This window comes from Kitasatospora sp. NPDC093550 (assembly GCF_044764985.1).
In the GTDB taxonomy this organism is placed as follows: Bacteria; Actinomycetota; Actinomycetes; order Streptomycetales; family Streptomycetaceae; genus Kitasatospora.
Map to the genome: position 1 here is coordinate 110,784 of NZ_JBIWJF010000019.1, position 17,924 is coordinate 128,707.

Consider the following 17,924-nt stretch of genomic DNA (forward strand, 5'->3'; position numbering starts at 1 on the left):
TCCGGTCGGAGGTGCCCGGCGCACCCCGGCCGGACGGCGCGTCCCGCCACGTCCCGACCACGGTCCCGATCGCGTGCGGGCAGGGCTTCGCGCGGGCGTCCCGCCGCGGTACGCCCGCCGTCCGTGCGCCCCGCCGTCCCCGCACCCCACCGTCCGTACGCCCTGCCGCCGTACGTCCCGCCGTCACCGTGGGCCCGGCCGGCCCCGCACCGACCGGCCCCGGCCCGCGTCCGAACACCGCCCGACACCCACAGCGCTACCCGGGCCCGCCCACGCCGGGCCCATCCCACGACATGCGCCGACAAGGGGGAGACCCATGACGAGTCCCACGCTGGAACGGGACCACAAGGAGGGGCACGAGGCGGCGGACATCCTCGCCCGTGCCCGCGCGCTGGTCGACCCGGTCATCCGGGCCGCCGTCGACTCGCTGCCCGGCACGATGCGCAAGGTCGCCGGCTACCACTTCGGCTGGTGGGAGGCGGACGGCACGCCCTCCACGGCCTCCGCCGGCAAGGCGATCCGGCCTGCCATGGTCCTCGCCGCCACCCAGGCCCTGGGCGGCTCGCCCGCCGAGGCCGCGGCCGCGGCCGCCGCGGTGGAGCTGGTGCACAACTTCACGCTGCTCCACGACGACGTCATCGACCGGGACGACACCCGGCGCCACCGGCTCACCGCCTGGCGGGTTTTCGGCACTACCGAGGCCATCCTGGCCGGGGACGCCATGCACTCCCTCGCGCTGCGCCTGCTCGCCGAGGACGGCCACCCGGCCGCGCACGGCTCCATCCGCCGGCTCGCCGACTGCGTGGTCGAGCTGTGCGAGGGCCAGCAGATCGACTGCGCCTTCGAGCAGCGCAACGACGTCTCGCTGCCCGAGTGCCTGGCGATGGCGGAGGCCAAGACCGGTGCCCTGCTGGGCGCCGCCTGCGCGATGGGTGCCCTGTACGGCGGGGCGTCCGAGGACGCGGCGCAGGCGATGGACGGCTTCGGCCGGGAGATCGGCCTGGCGTTCCAGCTGATCGACGACCTGATCGGGATCTGGGGGGATCCGGCGGTGACCGGAAAGCCGGTCGGTGCGGACCTGGTCGCCCGGAAGAAGTCGCTGCCGGTGGTCGCGGCCCTGGGCTCCGGCACCGCGGACGGCGAGCGGCTGGCCGAGCTGTACGCGCTCGAACGTCCGCTGACCCCGGAGGAGTTGGCGCAGTGCGCGGCCGCCGTCGACGGGGCCGGCGGGCGCGGTTGGGCGCAGGGGCAGTCCTGTGAGCGGATGGCCGCGGCGATGGCGCAGCTGGCCGCCGCCGTCCCGGAGCCGTCCGCCGCCGACGAACTGCTGGCGCTCGCCGAGCTGGTCACCCGCCGCACGCACTGAGGGCGCGGCCGGGAGGCGGGTGGTCGGCCGGGCCGACTTCCCGCTCCAGGGCCCGCCTCCGCTATCCCAGGGCGTCCAACAGGCGCCGCTCCTTGGCGGGTTCGATGCCCAGTGGCGTCGCCGTGCCCGGCCGTCCCTTGCGCCCCTCGGCGTCGGTGTCCTCGGCCGGGCCGCGCGTCCGCAGCCACTCCCAGGTGTCCCGCGCGGTCTCGGCGAACGGCCGACAGCGCAGCCCGGCCGCCTCCGCCCGGCCGGTGTCGGCGAGCCAGGTGCCGGCCAGCTCGGGCAGATCCGGTGCCCAGAGGGGCAGTTCGCTCCACGGCTCGACCCGGTCCGGTCCCTCGGCGAGCAGCGGCCCGTCCGCGACCCAGACCAGTTCGGTGCCCGTGCCGCCCGCGACCGCCCGGCAGGTCTCCAGCCATGCGCCGAAGGTCAGCCGCCCGGGCGGCGCCGTGGTGAGGAACCGGCCCGCCGTCCGGGCCGTCAGCCGGTCCAGCCCGAACGCGGCGAAGTCCCGGACGTCGATCACCTGCATGCTCCGCTGCGGGTCCCCCGGGGCGAGCACCCGCCCGCCGCGCGCCATCCGCTCCAGCCACCAGGGCAGCCGGCCACCGATCTCGTACGGTCCGATGAGCAGCCCGCTGTTGAGGACGAGCGTGCGGTCGGCCCCGAAGCCCTCCAGCACCGCGCGCTCGCAGCCCGCCTTCAGAGCGGGGCTGAACGGCCGGCCGGGCGGGGTGTCGGCGGGGCAGGGGTGCCGCGGGGAGTCCTCGCCGATCACCCGGGCGGGCCAGTCCGCGAAGGCGTGCACGGAGGAGACGACGGTGTAGTGGCCGGCCCGCTCGCGCAGCAGTCGCGCGCTGAGCGCGGCCTGGGCGGGCTGCTGGGCGGAGGTGTCGACGACGGCGTCCCAGCTCCGGCCGTCGACCAGCCGGGCGAGGTCCTCGGCGCTGTCGCGGTCGCCCCGGACGGCCTCGACCCCGGGCAGGTCGGCGGCGCTGCGGCCGCGGTTGAAGGTGGTCACCTGGTGGCCCCGGGCGAGGGCCTCGGCGGCGTAGGCCCGTCCGAGGAAGGACGAGCCTCCGAGCAAGAGGATCTTCATACCGCCCACCTTCTCCCCGTCGCCCCGCCGGTACGCCCGGATTCGCGCTGAGCAGATGCCGCGCCCTCCCGGCCCACTTAGCATCCGATCTGTACCGGTCTGCAACGGTTCGACCCGATTAGGCAGTGGGAGAGCGACAGCATGGTCAACCCGGCACTCGTGGACCCGGCCACCGTCCGCGCGACCGCCGCCGAAGCGTGGATCCGCGCCCAACCGATGCTGCGCAACTACCGCTCCCTCTACGCCCAGGCCCTGGACGACGCGGACCCGTCCTACCTCGGCGGCTTCGGCCGCTTCCGCCACCACCCGCGGCCGCCCACCTCCGCCGACCCTCCGAGCGGGGCGGGCCGCGGCGCCGAGCCCGGGGACACCGCGTACTCCCGCGCCTGGCTCGACCTGCGCGCCGAGCCCTGGGTCGTCTCGGTCCCCGCCGAGGACCGCTACCACGTCCTCCCGCTGCACGAACTCGACACCGTGTACGCCGGTTTCCTCGGCTCCCGGACCACCGGGCCCGACGCCGGCGACCACCTGGTGGCCGGCCCCGACTGGCACGGCGGGCCCCCGCCGGGCATCCGCAGCGTGATCCGCACCGCCACCCGGCTGGTCGGCATCGTCGGCCGCACCCGGCTCACCGGGAACACCCCCGCCGAGGTCGCCGAGGCCGCCGCCGTCCAGCAGAGGTACCGCCTGCGCCCGCTGCACGAGTACGCCGGCACGCCCGCGCCGCCGCCCGCCCCCGAGCCGGTCTGGCCGGTCTGGCGCGAGGAGGTCCCGGACGGCCTGGAGTTCCTGGCCTTCCTCGACTTCCTGCTCGGCTTCTTCCCCCTGGCCGGTCCCGTCCCGCTCCCGCCCGCCGAGACCGACCTGCGCGGCCGCCTCACCGACCTCGGTATCGACGGCCGCGGCGAGTTCGAGCCCGCCGCCCTCCCGCTGGAGCTGCGCGCCGAGATCGCCGACGGCATCGCCGACGGCCGCGCGAGGCTGGACCGGGCCATCGCCGAACTCCGCGACCGCGCCGGACTGTTCGGCACCCGGGAGCAGCTCGGCGCGGACTTCCTCCGCCAGGCCGTCGGCGCCGCGACCGAGCTCCACGGACTGCCCGCCGAGGAGGTCTGGTCCGGCTCCTGGGAGGCGGACGGCGCGGGCCGCCGCCCGCCGCACGCCGGCGACCGCGACCACGTCATCCGCTTCGCGCCGGACGCGCTGCCGCCGGCCCGCTTCGGCTGGTCCGCCACCCTGTACGAGCTCCCGGAGCGCCGGCTGGTCGACAACACCCTGAACCGCCACGCGATCGGCGACCGCACTCCCGGCCTGGTCAGCGACCCGGACGGCGGACTCACCCTCCACATCCGGCACAAGCGGCCCGCCGACGCCGACCACTCCGCCAACTGGCTGCCCGCCCCGGACGGCCCGTTCACCGTGGTGCTCCGGCTCTACGGTCCCGACCGGGTCGTCCTCGACGGCCGCTGGCACCTCCCGCCGCTCGACCCGCGCTGACCGGAAACCCCGGCGACCGACCCGACCCGATCCGACCGACCGACCGTGCGAAGGACCCCCGATGAACCAGCCCGAGCTGGAGGCCCTGGCCGCCGACGCGTACGTCTACGGCTACCCGATGGTCGCCGGCCTCACCATGGTCGAGCGCTTCACCAGGGGCGGCCTGGGCACCCTGCCGGCGGCGCCGTTCAACCACTTCAGCCACGCCACCCGGCTGGCCGGTCCGGACGACCGCTTCGTCTCGGTCAACAACGACACGATCTACTCGATCGCCCAGCTCGACCTCTCCGAGGGCCCGCAGGTGCTGAGCGTCCCGGACACCGCGGGCGCCTACTACGTGCTGCAGTTCATCGACGCCTGGACGGAGAACGTCGCCTACATCGGCCGACGCGCCACCGGGACCGAAGCGCAGACCTGGCTCCTCGTCCCGCCCGGCTGGCACGGCACCCCGCCGGACCGGGAGCGGGTGATCGAGCTGCCGACCACCGTCGGCACCGTCGTCGGCCGCTTCGCCTGCACCGGCCCGGACGACCTGCCCCGGGTCCGGGCCCTGCAGTCCGCGCTCGCCCTGGAACCGCTGGAGCCGGGTGGCCTGGCCGCCGGACTGCCCGAGCCCGACCCGGACGTCCCCGAGCGGCTGGCCTTCTTCGAACGCCTGCGGGTGTGGATGCAGGCCTTCCCGCCGGCGACCGCCGACATCGAGTACCAGCGGCGCTTCGCCCCGCTCGGCCTGCTGGACGACGGCGCCTCGCCGTACCGCGCGGCCGCCCCCGAGTGGACCCTCGCGCTCGCCAAGGGCCTGGCCGCCGGCCGCGAACGGGTCGAGGACGCCACCCGCCCGCCCGAGGACCACCCACCCGGCGAGTGGCGCTCCGCGCTCCACCTGTTCGACTACAACACCGACCACCTGGGCCCCGGCACCCTGGACGACCCCGAGTGGCGCATCCCCGACCGCCGCGCCGCCTACCTCAGCCGCGCCGCCGCAGCCCGGGCCGGACTCTGGGGCAACCACGCCTACGAGGCCTCGTACGCGATGACGTACGACGACTCCGACGGCCGCCCCCTCAACGGCGCCAACAGCTACACCCTGCGCTTCGACCAGCCACCTCCGGTCGGGGCCTTCTGGTCCGTCACGATGTACTCCGTCCCGGACTACTACCTGGTGGAGAACCCGATCGACCGCTACTCGATCGGCGACCGCACCCCCGGCCTGGTCCACGGCGACGACGGCTCCCTCACCATCACGCTCCAGCACGACCAGCCCGAGGACCCGGTCGCCGCCGCCAACTGGCTCCCCACCCCACCCGGCGACTTCCGCCCGATCATCCGCCTCTACCAGCCCGAACCCCCCGTCCTCGACGGCACCTACCAAATCCCCCCGATCCACCGCACCTGACACCCCCACACCCCGCGCACGGAAGCTCGGCCCAGCCGACTTCCTGCGCACCCCCCTGCCCGCCGTGGCCCAAAACTGCGGACCGGTCTACCTGCTCCTCAGGGGCGCCCGCACAACCCTCCGCATGAAAAGTCGTTCCGGCCGACTTCCCCGCGCATTCCGAAAGGGACCGACACGCGAACTCGGCGGGCGCATGAATATGTCGACCGGTCGACATATCTCGCACATGGGCCTCCCGCCGTGCACAAGAAGTCGATTGCGCCGACTTTCCGTGCGCACCGACGCGCGCCTCTGGCTGGGGCCGCGTTGGGGCCGAGCCGTGCGCGCGAGAAGTCGGCCCGGCCGACTTCTCGCGCGCGGCCTGGTCGGCGCCCGGCCTAATGGGCCGTCGGTGACGGCGTCGGTGTCCCCGTCCCCGTTGCCGTCGGGTGGGGGGAGGAGGTGCTGGGGGGAGGCGTCGTGGTCGGCGTGCCCGAGGGGGACGGTGTGCCCGTGGGCGAGCCGGTCGGCGTCGGGTTCGACGGCGAGGGTGCACCCGTGGGGGCCGGGGTGGCCGTGGCGGTGGGGGCCGGGGTGGTGGAGGCCGTCGGCGCGGGGGTGGCCGGGGAGGAGGGGGAGCCGCCGCGGTTGTGCGGGCCGCCCTCCAGGGTGACCACCGCCTGCGAGGGCGGCAGTGCGATACGGGCGGTCCAGTGCGTCGTCGGCGCGAGGTCCTCGTCCACGGTGACGATCACGGTGATCCGCTGCCCGGGCGCGAGCGTGCCGGAGTCGCGGCTGAGCCGGAGCCAGCCGGCGTCCGTCACCGCGCGCCAGCGGATCTCGGTGGTGCCGGAGTCGGTGAGGGTGAGAACGGTACGGCTGCCGTACTCGGCGGCTTCGACGGTGAGCAGTCCGGCTGGGGCCGGGTCGGTGGTGCCCGGGCCGGAGGTTCGCTCGACCACGGGCTCCGGGGCGGCGACCAGGGTCGGGCTGCTGAGCGGGGTGGAGCCGTGGGCCGGGACCGGAACCACCGCGCCTTGGAAGGTCAGTCGCGGAACTCCCGGATGCAACGTTTCTGCACCGTTGACTCCATCGGCGCCGGCGCCACCCGCGCCCGCCAGTTCCAGCCCGGGCATCCCCGGCGCGCCCCGCCCGGCCTGCCACGGCTGCCGCGGTCGTTGCGCGGCGGACCGATCGGTCTCGTCCACGCGCACCGCCGAGACCGAGGCCGTCGCTCCGGATCCGCCGCCGCTCCGGTGCCCGGCCCAGAGGGCGATCACCGGCGCCGCCAGGACGGCTGCCAGGACCCCGGTGGTCACCACGCGTCGACGGACCGCCAATCCGCGACCCGCGTCCGGCACCCGGTGCCGGGGGAAGCCGCTCTGGTCGAACCGCAACCCGGGCTCCCCGACCGCAGCACCCCCGGCCCCCGGCCCGCCCACAGCACCCACGACACCCACGACGCCGGCCGCACCCCCCGCCCCCACGGAAGCCGGCGCCACCAGCAGCGGCAGCCCCGAGAGCCCCGCCGCGCCCTCCGCCGCCTCGCCGGCCACCCGCTCGGCCGTCCCGCGACAGGTCGGGCAGTCCACCACGTGCTGCACCAGCTCCCGCCGCAGCGCCGGGCCGAGCACCCAGTCCCGCCAGGACTCCGCCCCGGCCCCGCCGAGCCGGTCCAGCTCCGGGCAGCTGCCCACGCCCAGCACCAGCAGCGCCGCCCTGGTCCGGGCCACTTCGGCCTCGGCGCCGGTGAGCAGCTCCCGGGTCCGCTCGAACGGCAGGCCCAGCACGGCCGCCACCTCCAGCGGGGTGAGCCGGTGCCGGACGGACAGCTCCAGCGCCTCGCGCTGCTCCGGGTCGGTACCGGCCGCCTCCGGCCAGGCGAGCGAGGCCAACTCGCGCCGCCGCCGGGCCGCCTCGGTCTCAACCCCGCCGGCCCCGCCGGTCCCGTCGGCAGCCCCGATCCCGCCGACCCCGTCGGCAGCCCCGGCCCCACCGAGGGGGTCGGTCCCACCCTCGCCCCCGCCCCCGTCCGCGAGCCGCCGCAGGCAGCAGTACCGGGCCAGCGAGAACAGCCACGCCCGTACCAGCCCGGGCTCGGCCAGCCGGGCGCCGTGCCGCTGCGCCAGCTCCCGGACCTCGCGCAGGGCGTCGGCGGCGGAGTCGTGTTCGCACAGCACCGAGAGGCAGTAGGTGAAGAGGCCGTCCACGTGCCGGTCGTACGCCGTGAGCACGGCGGCGGCGTGCGGCCCGACCGGCCCCACAGTTCGCGTTGTCACCCGTCCGACGGTAGAGACCCCGGACGGCACGGCCCCGCCATTCGCGCCGTATGTACTTCTTTCGGGTAACAACATCGCCCATCCGTGTGGACGCCCGGCGAGCCCCCGCAGCGGGCCGGCGGCGCCCTGCTCGGGCCTCGCTGTCGTACCCAGGCGCTACCGTGGGCGCCATGCCTCCGCGTTCCAAGACCACCGCCAAGCCGCGCCCGGCGTACCGCTGCACCGAGTGCGGCAACCAGCTGCCCAAGTGGGTCGGCCGGTGCCCGGAGTGCAACGCCTGGGGGACGGTCGAGGAGTACGGCGCGGTGCCGATCCGGACGACGGCCGCCGGTCCGGTCAGCGCGCCCGCCCGTCCGATCGCCCAGGTGGACGGCCAGGTCGCGACGGCCCGCTCGACGGGTGTGCCGGAGCTGGACCGGGTGCTCGGCGGCGGGCTGGTGCCCGGGGCGGTGGTGCTGCTGGCCGGCGAGCCCGGCGTCGGCAAGTCCACCCTGCTGCTGGACGTCGCGGCCAAGGCGGCGACCGACCGGCACCGCACGCTCTACGTCACCGGCGAGGAGTCGGCCGGACAGGTCCGGCTGCGCGCCGACCGGATCAACGCGCTCTCCGAGCACCTCTACCTGGCCGCCGAGTCCGACCTGGGCGCGGTGCTGGGGCACATCGAGGCGGTCAACCCCGGCCTGCTGATCCTGGACTCGGTGCAGACCATCGCCTCCGCCGAACTGGACGGCGCCCCCGGCGGCCCGGCCCAGGTCCGGGAGGTGGCGAACGCGCTGATCCGGGCGTCCAAGGAGCGCGGCATGGCGACCCTGCTGGTCGGCCACGTCACCAAGGACGGCCAGATCGCCGGTCCGCGCCTGCTGGAGCACCTGGTGGACGTGGTGCTCAGCTTCGAGGGGGACCGGCACGCCCGGCTGCGCCTCATCCGCGGGGTCAAGAACCGTTACGGCGCCACCGACGAGGTGGGCTGCTTCGAGCTGCACGACGAGGGCATCGTCGGCCTGGCCGACCCGTCCGGCCTCTTCCTGACCAGGCGTGACAAGCCCGTCCCGGGCACCTGCCTCACCGTCACGCTGGAGGGCAAGCGCCCGCTGGTGGCGGAGGTGCAGGCGCTGATGGTGGATTCGCAGATCCCGTCGCCGCGCCGCACCACCTCGGGCCTGGAGTCGCCCCGGATCGCGATGATCCTGGCCGTGGTCGAGCGGCACGGCGGGGTGAAGCTCGGCAAGCAGGACATCTACACCGCGACGGTGGGCGGCGTGAAGCTGAGCGAGCCGTCCGCCGACCTCGCGGTGGCGCTCGCGGTGGCCAGCTCCTCCACCGACACCCCGCTGCCCAGCAACCTGGTGGCGATCGGCGAAGTCGGTCTGGCGGGCGAGGTACGGCGGGTGACGGGTGTGCAGCGGCGGCTCGCCGAGGCGCACCGGCTGGGCTTCACCCACGCCCTGGTCCCGCCGGACCCGGGCAAGGTGCCGCCGGGCATGAAGGTGGTCGAGGTGGCCGACATCGGCGAGGCGCTGCGGGCCATCCCGGGCCGTCGCCGGGCCGCCGCCAAGCCGCGCGGCGAAGCCCGCGGAGAGGCCCGCCCCGATGCCCGCCCGGACGGCCGCGCGCAGTCCCGTGGTGAGGCTCCGTCGGCGCCGCCCGCGCCCCGCTCGGCCCCGGTCGCGGCCTACCCGGAGGAGCTGATGGACGGCTGGGAGCCGCTCGACTCCGACGAACTGCGCTGACCCAAGCCCTGCCGCAGCCACACGCAGTTAGACTTTCCCCAGTCTCATTGGCCAGAAGGCAGTACCGAGCGGTACTGAGCGACAGAGCAACAGACCGCGGACGGGCGCACGGCACGAGGCGCGCGGCACGGGGTCGACCGGAGGAGTCACGTGGCAGCCAGCGACCGGGGGGCGGACAAGGCCTCCCGTGAGGAGGCCCTGCTGCGGGCCTCCCTCACCGCCATCGCCCCCGGCACGGCGTTGCGTGACGGCCTGGAGCGGGTCCTGCGCGCCAACACCGGCGGCCTGATCGTGCTGGGCTTCGACAAGACGGTCGAGTCCATCTGCACCGGTGGTTTCGTGCTGGACGTCGAGTTCACCGCCACCCGGTTGCGCGAGCTGTGCAAGCTGGACGGCGCCGTGGTGCTGGACAAGGACATCACCAAGATCGTCCGGGCCGGCGTCCACCTGATGCCGGACTCGACCATCCCCACCGACGAGACCGGCACCCGCCACCGCACCGCGGAGCGGGTCAACCGGCAGACGGGCTACCCGGTGGTCGCGGTCTCGCACTCGATGCGGCTGATCGCGATGTACGTCAACGGCACCCGCCGGGTGCTGGAGGACTCCACCACCGTGCTGTCCCGCGCCAACCAGGCGCTGGCCACGCTGGAGCGCTACAAGCTGCGCCTGGACGAGGTGGCCGGCACGCTCTCCGCGCTGGAGATCGAGGACCTGGTGACGGTCCGGGACGTCACGGCCGTGGCCCAGCGCCTGGAGATGGTCCGGCTGATCGCCACCGAGATCGCCGGCTACGTGCTGGAGCTCGGCATCGACGGCCGCCTGCTCTCGCTGCAGCTGGACGAGCTGATCGCGGGCGTGGAGCCGGAACGCGAACTGGTCGCCCGGGACTACTTCCCGGAGCGGGCCGCCAAGAAGGGCCGGACGGTCAACGAGGTGCTGGCCGACCTGGAGGCGCTCACCCACGCCGAGCTGCTCGACCTGCAGACGGTGGCGAAGGCGCTCGGCTACTCGGGCTCGCCGGAGTCGCTGGACTCCGCGGTCTCGCCGCGCGGCTACCGCCTGCTGGCGAAGATCCCGCGCCTGCCCAACACGGTGATAGAGCGCCTGGTCGAGCACTTCGGCGGCCTGCAGAAGCTGCTCGCCGCGAGCATCGACGACCTGCAGACGGTCGAGGGCGTCGGCGAGACCCGGGCCCGCTCGGTCCGGGAGGGCCTGTCCCGCCTTGCCGAATCGTCCATCCTGGAACGCTACGTCTGATCCGACGCTCGGACGGTTCACGGCCCCTGGGGAAACGCTTCCCCAGGGGCCGTCCCGCGTCCCCACCCGCGCCCGTCCCCGGGTCCGCGTCCCCACCCGCGCCCGAACGGCGCGTGCCCGCCGACGCCGGAGCCCCCGGCCGCGCGGCCGGGGGCTCCGAAGCGAGGTGACCGTCCCTCAGTTGTCCAGCCTGATCGAGGCCCGCGCCGAGACCTTGTCCCCGGCGAGGCCGGTGAGTTCGGCGAGCACCACATAGGTGCCGTTGGCCGGCGGCGTCTGGTCGGCGGCGGTCGCGCACTGCGGCTTGCTGCGGCTGCGGTCCCAGGTGAAGGTCTCGGTCTGGCTGCCGTTGGCGGCCAGCTGGACCCAGATGCTGCCCTTGTCGTTCGGGCAGTCCCCCGAGGACCAGACCCGGTCGCCGTTGCTGGCGCTCACGGTGATCGCGGAGGCGATCCGGCCCAGGTCCACCCGGCAGTTGGCGCCGGAGTTCTTGACCGTCAGGGCGAGCCGCGGCTTGTCCTTGGGCTGGAACGAGTTCTGGGTGCCGGCCAGCTCCAGGGCGACCTGCGAGGAGGCGCAGACCGGAAGCGCCATGATCTCCGGGGTGTTGACCGCCGGAACGCCGCCGCCCGTGCCGCCCGAACCACCGGAGCCGCCCGTGCCGCCCGCCGCACCGCCGCCGGTCCCGCCGCCCGCGCCGCCGGAGCCGCCCGCGGGGGCCGGGTTGGCGCCCGTGCCGCCGCTCAGGTTGACCTCGGTGCCACCGCCTCCGGCCACCGGGCCGCCGCCGCTGCCGCCCGAGCCGCCGCCGGGGCGCGCCGCGGGGCCGCTCGGCGAGGCGCCGGGCGTGATGGCCTGGGCCGGGGTCTGGGACGGAACGGCCTGCGCGGCCTTGCTCCCTGAGCCGTCGTCACCGCCTCCGCCCTGGTCGGTCATCAGCCAGGCGATCAGGGCGATGACCGCCGCGACGGCGGCGAGCACGACGACGCGCCGGCGCCAGTAGATCGAGGCCGGCAGTGGTCCCACGGGTTGACGCAGAGAGGGCACGATCAAACTCTACGAGACCGTGTGTGGTGATTGACTCATCAACACCGCACAGTCGTCCCTTCCTTCACATGATCCGCCATTTGATCCGTTCGAGGGAGCCCCGAACGGCTGATTTCCGGGACATCGCCGAGGGGATCCGGACCGACGCCTTCCGCTTCGATCCCGCCTCGATCCCGCCTCGATCCCGCTTCGACCGGACCGTCGGGCGTGGGAGGATCGAAGGGCCATGACTGCCATCACCGCCACCTCCACCGCCACCGACGCCACCCGTCTGCCGCTGCCCCTGCCGCTGTTCCACTCGACCGTCCTGGACTGGTACGAGGCGACCAAACGGGACCTGCCCTGGCGAGCCCCCGACGCGACGCCCTGGGCGGTCATGGTGAGCGAGTTCATGCTCCAGCAGACCCCGGTCAAGCGCGTGCTGCCCGCCTGGGAGGCCTGGCTGACCCGCTGGCCGACCCCGGCCGCGCTCGCCGCCGAGGCCCCCGGCGAGGCGGTCCGGATGTGGGGCCGACTGGGCTACCCACGCCGCGCGCTGCGGTTGCACGCGGCCGCCGTGGCGATCACCGAGGAGCACGGCGGCGCCGTCCCGGACGACCACGCCACGCTGCTGTCGCTGCCCGGGGTGGGGGAGTACACCGCCGCGGCGGTGGCCTCCTTCGCCTTCCGCCAGCGGCACGTGGTGCTGGACACCAACGTCCGCCGGGTCTTCGCCCGCGCGGTGACCGGCGTCGAGTACCCGGCGCAGGCCACCACCGCCGCCGAGCGCCGTACCGCCACCGCGCTGCTGCCCGACGACGCCGAGACCGCCGCCACCTGGGCGGTCGGCGTGATGGAGCTGGGTGCGCTGGTCTGCACCGCGCGCGGCCCGGAGTGCGGGGAGTGCCCGCTGTTCGCCGGCTGCGCCTGGCAGCGGGCCGGCCGCCCGCCGTACGAGGGCCCGGCCCGGCGCGGTCAGTCCTACGAGGGGACGGACCGCCAGGTGCGCGGCAAGCTGCTCGCGGTGCTGCGCGAGGCGCACGGCGAGGTCGAGCAGGCCCGGCTGGACGAGGTCTGGCCGGACGCGGTGCAGCGGGCCCGGGCCCTGGACGGGCTGGTCGCGGACGGCCTAGTCGAGCCGGTCGAGCAGGGCGTCTACCGCCTGCCGCAGTAGGAGGAACGACGGCGCCCCCGGGAGGCTCGAAGCCTTCCGGGGGCGCCGTGTCCGTACGGCCGGGCGGACCGTCAGGCGGCCGCCGCCTCCAGCGGGGCCTCGGCCGGCTTCTCGCCCTGGCCCGTCCCGCGCAGCGGCACCTCGCGCAGGAACAGCGCGGCGGCGATCGCGATCACGGCCACCCCGGCGCCCCAGAGGAAGACGGTGTGCATGCCGTTGGACACCGCGTGGTGGTAGGCGTCCTGGATGTTCTCGGGCAGCTTGCGCAGGGCGGCCGGGCTCATCTGGCCCGGGTCCTTCACACCGCCGCCCGCGGCGGCCTGCTCGCCGAGCTTCTCCTTCATGGTGTCGGTCACCCGGTTGTTGAACAGCGCGCCGAACAGCGCGACACCGAAGGAACCGCCGATGGTGCGGAACAGGGTGGCGGTGGAGCTGGCCACGCCCATGTCCTTGAGCTCCACGCTGTTCTGCGCCACCAGCATGGTGATCTGCATCAGGAAGCCCATGCCGGCGCCCAGCACGATCATCCAGCAGGCCGAGGTGAAGCTGCTGGTCTCGGTGCCCATGGTGGAGAGCAGGACCAGGCCGCCGGTCATCACGACGGTGCCGATGATCGGGTAGATCCGGTACTTGCCGGTCTTGGTGACCGCCTGGCCGACCACCAGCGAGATCACCAGCATGCCGAACATCATCGGCATCAGCAGCAGGCCGGAGTTGGTCGCCGAGGCGCCCTGGACGATCTGCTGGTAGAGCGGCAGGAAGACGGTCGAGCCGAACATCACGAAGCCGACGATGAAGCCGATGATCGAGACCAGGGTGAAGTTCAGGTTCTTGAACAGGGTCAGCGGGAGCATCGGCTCCTCGACCCGCTGCTCGACGTAGCAGAAGGCGATCAGCGAGGCGGCGGCGAGCGCGGCCAGGCCCAGGATCTGCTTGGAGCCCCACGCGTACTGCTGGCCGCCCCAGGTGGTGATCAGCACGAGCGAGGTGATGCCGACGGTGAGCAGGACGGCGCCCAGGTAGTCGATCTTGGCGGTGCTGCGGACCTTCGGCAGCTTCAGGGTCACGATGACCACGGCGAGCGCGACCACGCCGAGCGGCAGGTTGATGTAGAAGGTCCAGTGCCAGCTGAGGTGGTCGGTGATGAAGCCGCCGACCAGCGGGCCGCCGATGGTGGCGAGGGCCATCACCGCGGCGAACATGCCCTGGTACTTGCCGCGGTCACGCGGCGGGACGAGCGCGCCCATGATCGACATCACGCCGACCATCAGGCCGCCGGCGCCGAGGCCCTGCACGGCGCGGAAGCCGATCAGCTCGTTCATGTTCTGCGACAGGCCGGACAGTGCCGAGCCCACCAGGAAGATCACGATCGAGGTGAGGAAGGTGCCCTTGCGGCCGTACATGTCGCCGAGCTTGCCCCAGATCGGGGTGGAGGCGGCGGTGGCCAGGGTGTAGGCGGTGACCACCCAGGACAGGTGCTCGGCACCGCCCAGGTCGCCGACGATGGTCGGCATCGCGGTGCCGACGATCAGGTTGTCGAGCATGGCCAGCAGCATGGTGACGACCAGACCGACCATCACGAGGCGGATCTCGCGGGGTGACCGCGGCTGTTCCTCCTCGGCCTTCTTGTCCTCCGGTACCGGGCCGGCGGTCTTGGACTGTGACATGAGGTGGGGTCTCCCGGAGGGGTGGTTCGGACGGAGCGTCGGGCCGTGCGCGGTCACTTACTTGTCGCCCGGCTAGTTTATCGATCGTCGGCACGGTAGGTTGTTCCCTAGCCGGTCGTCAAGCCAGTTTCCGAACCGGGCACCTGGGCAGGGAGAATGTTGCCCGGGGCGGACGCCACCGGGAGTCCGCAGCAGTCACCGACGCAGTCATGAGGCAGGCCATGGGCACTCCGCACAGCCCCCGCAGCGACACCCGGGCTCGCATCATCGAGGTGTCGCTGGAGCTCTTCTCCGAGCAGGGGTACGAGCAGACCTCACTGCGCGAGATCGCCGACCGCCTGGGTGTGACCAAGGCCGCGCTCTACTACCACTTCAAGACCAAGGACGACATCGTCCTGGGCATCGTGGAGCGGATGGCCGCGCCGATCGACGAGACGATCGCCTGGGGCCGGACGCAGTCCTGGAGCCCGGAGATGCGCGACGAGCTGATCCGCCGCTTCGCGGACGGGATGGCCGAGCGCGCCCCGCTGCTGCGCTTCTTCCACGAGAACCAGCCCGCGCTGCGCGAGTCCCCGGCCGGCCTGGCCTTCCGGGACCGCATGATCACCATGATGCAGCTGGTGCACGGGCCGGAGGCCGGCTTCCCGGACCGGCTGCGGGCCGCGATGGCGCTCTTCACCGTCCACTCGGCGATGTTCCTGCTCAAGCAGGACCACACGGACGGCGGCCACGCCGAGAACGTCTGGGGCGAGCCGCTGGACACCTCGACGGCCACGCTGGACGAGGCGATCGGGACGGCCCGGGACATCGCCCTGGAGATCGGCGGCCGGATCAGCCACTCCGCCCCGGCCCGTTCGTGAGCGCCGGAGCCCGCCCCTGAGGGCCGGTCAGAAGTTCGTGACGCCGTGCCCCGCGAGGTACGCGATCGGGTTGATCACGGCGCCGTAGCGGTTGCTGGTGCGGATCTCGAAGTGCAGGTGCGGCCCGGTCGAGTTGCCGGTGCTCCCGGACAGTCCGATCCGCTGGCCGGCCGACACGTGCTGGCCCGCCGAGACCGCGAGCGAGGACATGTGCGCGTACTGCGCGAAGCGCCCGTCCGCGAGCCGCAGCACGATCTCCTTGCCGTACGCGCCGTCCCAGCCGGCCGACACCACGGTCGCGTTGCCGACCGCCAGCAGCGGCGTGCCCGGGGAGATCGCGAAGTCCACTCCGGTGTGGTACCCGGCCGCGTAGCTGCGGTTGGCGACCCCGAAGGGGTTGCTGGTCGGCGCGTCCGGCACCGGCGCCGACCACTCGGGCGCAGGCGCGGGAGCGGGCGCGGGCTCCGGCTGGGGCGCGGGCGCGGCTTCCGGCGCCGGCGCGGGGGCTGCCTCGGGCCCGGCCGCCGGGGCGGGCGCCTCCACCGGCAGCAGGTTGGCCGCCACCGCCACGAACTGCTGGGCCGAGTCGTCCTCGGGCAGCTTGTACGGGCTCGGCCCGGCCACCTGGACCAACCCGGGGCTGGGCACCTCCGCCCGCGGCGCGGTGAAGGCCGAGCTGCCCGGCGTGGTGGGCAGCACGGTCTGCGCCGAGGCGCTGCCCGAGCCGACCGCCAGCAGGACACCGGCGAGCAGCGCCGTGACCGCCCCGGCCGAGGCCAGCGCGTGGTCGTGCTCGGCCCGCTGACGGCTGCCCGGCAGGGTGGTGTGCCGGGGCGTGCCGAGCGTGCGCAGCGGCGCCGTCTGGGTGCGGACGGCATGGCCGAGCCGGGGCTGCCAGGCCGCCGCCTGGGCCACCGTACGGGCGGCCGCACGGGCGGCGAGCCGGCGCAGGGCCGGCCCCACGGGCGGGACGGTGGACATCGGTGGCCATACCTCACGGGTCGGACGGGGGCAGCGCGAAGCGCCCGTTCGGGCGGCTGCTGGGCGGGGGACCACTCAGGTGTAACCGTCACCGAGCGGAGTCCCAAACGGTGTGACGTACTACGGCGTGTAGTGGGCGCACTGCCGGAGATTCCGTCCGACGGAACAACGATCATGTGGTCCGGTCCTTCATGACCGCTTCGGGTGAGTCGGCTCATCGCCCCGGGCCGGCTACTACCGCCGGTCGTACCGCGCCGGGGGCCTGTGACCAGTGCCACGCGTGGCCGTGGTTTGACCGACTCGAACAGCTTTCCGTCCGCACCGCTGACCGGCCCCGCCCGCTGCGGGACCATCGACGCATGTATGGCAACAGGACCGAAGACCCCGACGCCGGTGACCGCCCGAGCCCGGCGGACCGCCGCTTCGCCGCCCTGCGCGGCTGCGAGCGCATCCTGTCCGGCACCCGGCCGCAGACCGTCCGCGAACGCCTCGCGGCCCTGGCCGACCCGCCGGACGGCCGGGGAGCCGTCCCCGACCTGGACGCCCGGCCGGACCAGTACGGCGACGGCGTGGTCCGCGAGCTGGAGCTCCGGACCGCCGAGCTGCTCGGCACCGAGGACGCGGCCTTCTTCCCGACCGGCACGATGGCCCAGCAGGCCGCCCTGCGGATCCACGCCGAGGCCGCCGGGCTGCGCACCGTCGTCACCCATCCGCTGGCCCACACCGACCGGCACGAACGGCACGCGCTCGGCGTCCTCTCCGGACTGCGCAGCCTCTGGCCGACCACCGCGCCGCGCCAGCCCACCGCCGAGGAGGTGCGCGCCCTGGAGGAGCCGTACGCCGCGCTGAGCCTGGAGCTGCCGCTGCGGGACGCCGGCTTCGTCCTGCCCGGCTGGGCGGAGCTGCGGGCGGTCTCGGAGGTGGTGCGGGAGGAGCACGGCGCGGCGCTGCACCTGGACGGCGCCCGGATCTGGGAGTCGGCCGTCGCCCTCGGCCGCCCGCTGCCGGAGCTGTCCGCCCTGGCCGACTCGGTCTACGTCTCCTTCTACAAGACGCTCGGCGGGATCAGCGGCGCGGCGCTGGCCGGTCCGGCCGGTTTCGTCCGCACCGCCAAGGCCTGGCGGCACCGCTACGGCGGGCAGCTCTTCCAGCAGTGGCCGGCCGCCCTCGCCGCCCTGGCCGGGCTGGAGCGCGAACTGCCGCTGCTGGGAGGGTACGTGGCGCACGCCCGGACGGTCGCCGAGGCCCTCGCCCGGGCCTTCGCCGCCGTCCCCGGCGCCCGGGTGCACCCGGCCCCGCCCCACACCCACCAGTTCTGCCTCTGGCTGCCGTTCCCGGCCGAGGAGTTGGAGGAGGCCTCGCTGGCGCTGGCCGAGGAGAGCGGGATCGGGCTGTTCGGCGCCTGGCGCGAACGCGAGCTGCCGGGGCTGGCGATGACCGAGGTCACGGTCGCCGCGCCCGCCCTCGACTGGACCGGCTCCGACGTCGAGGTGGCGGCCGCCGCCTTCCTGGACCGGTTGTCCACCCTCCGCAAGGTCTGACGGAGCGCAGCGAACGGAAAAGCGTCCGGCCCGCCCCCGCGCGATGCGGGGACGGGCCGGACGTGG

General features: G+C 74.4%; 13 protein-coding genes. 8 read left to right on the forward strand and 5 right to left on the reverse strand.

Annotated elements, in window-relative coordinates:
* Positions 1-316: 316 nt before the first annotated feature.
* Positions 317-1,366, forward strand: coding sequence for a family 2 encapsulin nanocompartment cargo protein polyprenyl transferase (locus tag ACIRD3_RS27890; protein ID WP_402221932.1), 1,050 nt, complete (start codon positions 317-319; stop codon positions 1,364-1,366).
* A gap of 61 nt (positions 1,367-1,427) precedes the next feature.
* Here the strand turns inward: ACIRD3_RS27890 and ACIRD3_RS27895 are convergent, their stop codons facing one another.
* Complete coding sequence (locus ACIRD3_RS27895) at positions 1,428-2,468, reverse strand: NAD-dependent epimerase/dehydratase family protein (protein ID WP_402221935.1); 1,041 nt, start codon at positions 2,466-2,468, stop codon at positions 1,428-1,430.
* Positions 2,469-2,609: 141 nt separating this feature from the next.
* Here ACIRD3_RS27895 and ACIRD3_RS27900 point away from each other — a divergent pair, with 141 nt between their 5' ends.
* Positions 2,610-3,965, forward strand: coding sequence for a DUF1254 domain-containing protein (locus ACIRD3_RS27900; protein WP_402221938.1), 1,356 nt, complete (start codon positions 2,610-2,612; stop codon positions 3,963-3,965).
* Between the two features lie 61 nt (positions 3,966-4,026).
* Positions 4,027-5,361 (forward strand): DUF1254 domain-containing protein, encoded by a 1,335-nt coding sequence (locus tag ACIRD3_RS27905; protein ID WP_402221941.1) that lies wholly within the window; start codon positions 4,027-4,029, stop codon positions 5,359-5,361.
* 377 nt (positions 5,362-5,738) lie between these two features.
* On the opposite strand, the gene ACIRD3_RS27910 is transcribed toward ACIRD3_RS27905, so the two are convergent.
* Complete coding sequence (locus ACIRD3_RS27910; RefSeq protein WP_402221943.1) at positions 5,739-7,619, reverse strand: hypothetical protein; 1,881 nt, start codon at positions 7,617-7,619, stop codon at positions 5,739-5,741.
* A gap of 170 nt (positions 7,620-7,789) precedes the next feature.
* On the opposite strand from ACIRD3_RS27910, the gene radA reads away from it, so the two are divergent.
* Together radA and disA are read left to right on the forward strand one after the other, a co-directional pair.
* The gene (radA, locus tag ACIRD3_RS27915; RefSeq protein WP_402221944.1) at positions 7,790-9,349 is read left to right on the forward strand and encodes a DNA repair protein RadA; all 1,560 of its coding nucleotides are present in this window, start codon (positions 7,790-7,792) and stop codon (positions 9,347-9,349) included.
* Positions 9,350-9,550: 201 nt separating this feature from the next.
* Complete coding sequence (gene disA, locus ACIRD3_RS27920; protein ID WP_391551439.1) at positions 9,551-10,609, forward strand: DNA integrity scanning diadenylate cyclase DisA; 1,059 nt, start codon at positions 9,551-9,553, stop codon at positions 10,607-10,609.
* Positions 10,610-10,786: 177 nt separating this feature from the next.
* Here the strand turns inward: disA and ACIRD3_RS27925 are convergent, their stop codons facing one another.
* Positions 10,787-11,656 carry a hypothetical protein gene (locus tag ACIRD3_RS27925; RefSeq protein WP_402221946.1) on the reverse strand — a complete coding sequence of 290 codons (870 nt, stop codon included), beginning with the start codon at positions 11,654-11,656 and terminating at the stop codon, positions 10,787-10,789.
* Between the two features lie 226 nt (positions 11,657-11,882).
* Here ACIRD3_RS27925 and ACIRD3_RS27930 point away from each other — a divergent pair, with 226 nt between their 5' ends.
* A complete protein-coding gene (locus tag ACIRD3_RS27930; RefSeq protein WP_402221949.1) occupies positions 11,883-12,809 on the forward strand; it encodes an A/G-specific adenine glycosylase in 927 nt (308 codons plus the stop codon).
* A gap of 71 nt (positions 12,810-12,880) precedes the next feature.
* Here the strand turns inward: ACIRD3_RS27930 and ACIRD3_RS27935 are convergent, their stop codons facing one another.
* Complete coding sequence (locus tag ACIRD3_RS27935; RefSeq protein WP_402221951.1) at positions 12,881-14,476, reverse strand: MDR family MFS transporter; 1,596 nt, start codon at positions 14,474-14,476, stop codon at positions 12,881-12,883.
* 221 nt (positions 14,477-14,697) lie between these two features.
* Here ACIRD3_RS27935 and ACIRD3_RS27940 point away from each other — a divergent pair, with 221 nt between their 5' ends.
* A complete protein-coding gene (locus ACIRD3_RS27940) occupies positions 14,698-15,336 on the forward strand; it encodes a TetR/AcrR family transcriptional regulator (RefSeq protein ID WP_402221954.1) in 639 nt (212 codons plus the stop codon).
* 27 nt (positions 15,337-15,363) lie between these two features.
* Here the strand turns inward: ACIRD3_RS27940 and ACIRD3_RS27945 are convergent, their stop codons facing one another.
* Positions 15,364-16,317 carry a M23 family metallopeptidase gene (locus ACIRD3_RS27945; protein ID WP_402221956.1) on the reverse strand — a complete coding sequence of 318 codons (954 nt, stop codon included), beginning with the start codon at positions 16,315-16,317 and terminating at the stop codon, positions 15,364-15,366.
* Positions 16,318-16,676: 359 nt separating this feature from the next.
* Between ACIRD3_RS27945 and ACIRD3_RS27950 the strand changes: the two genes are divergently transcribed.
* Positions 16,677-17,858 (forward strand): threonine aldolase family protein, encoded by a 1,182-nt coding sequence (locus tag ACIRD3_RS27950; protein WP_402221958.1) that lies wholly within the window; start codon positions 16,677-16,679, stop codon positions 17,856-17,858.
* Positions 17,859-17,924: the final 66 nt, after the last annotated feature.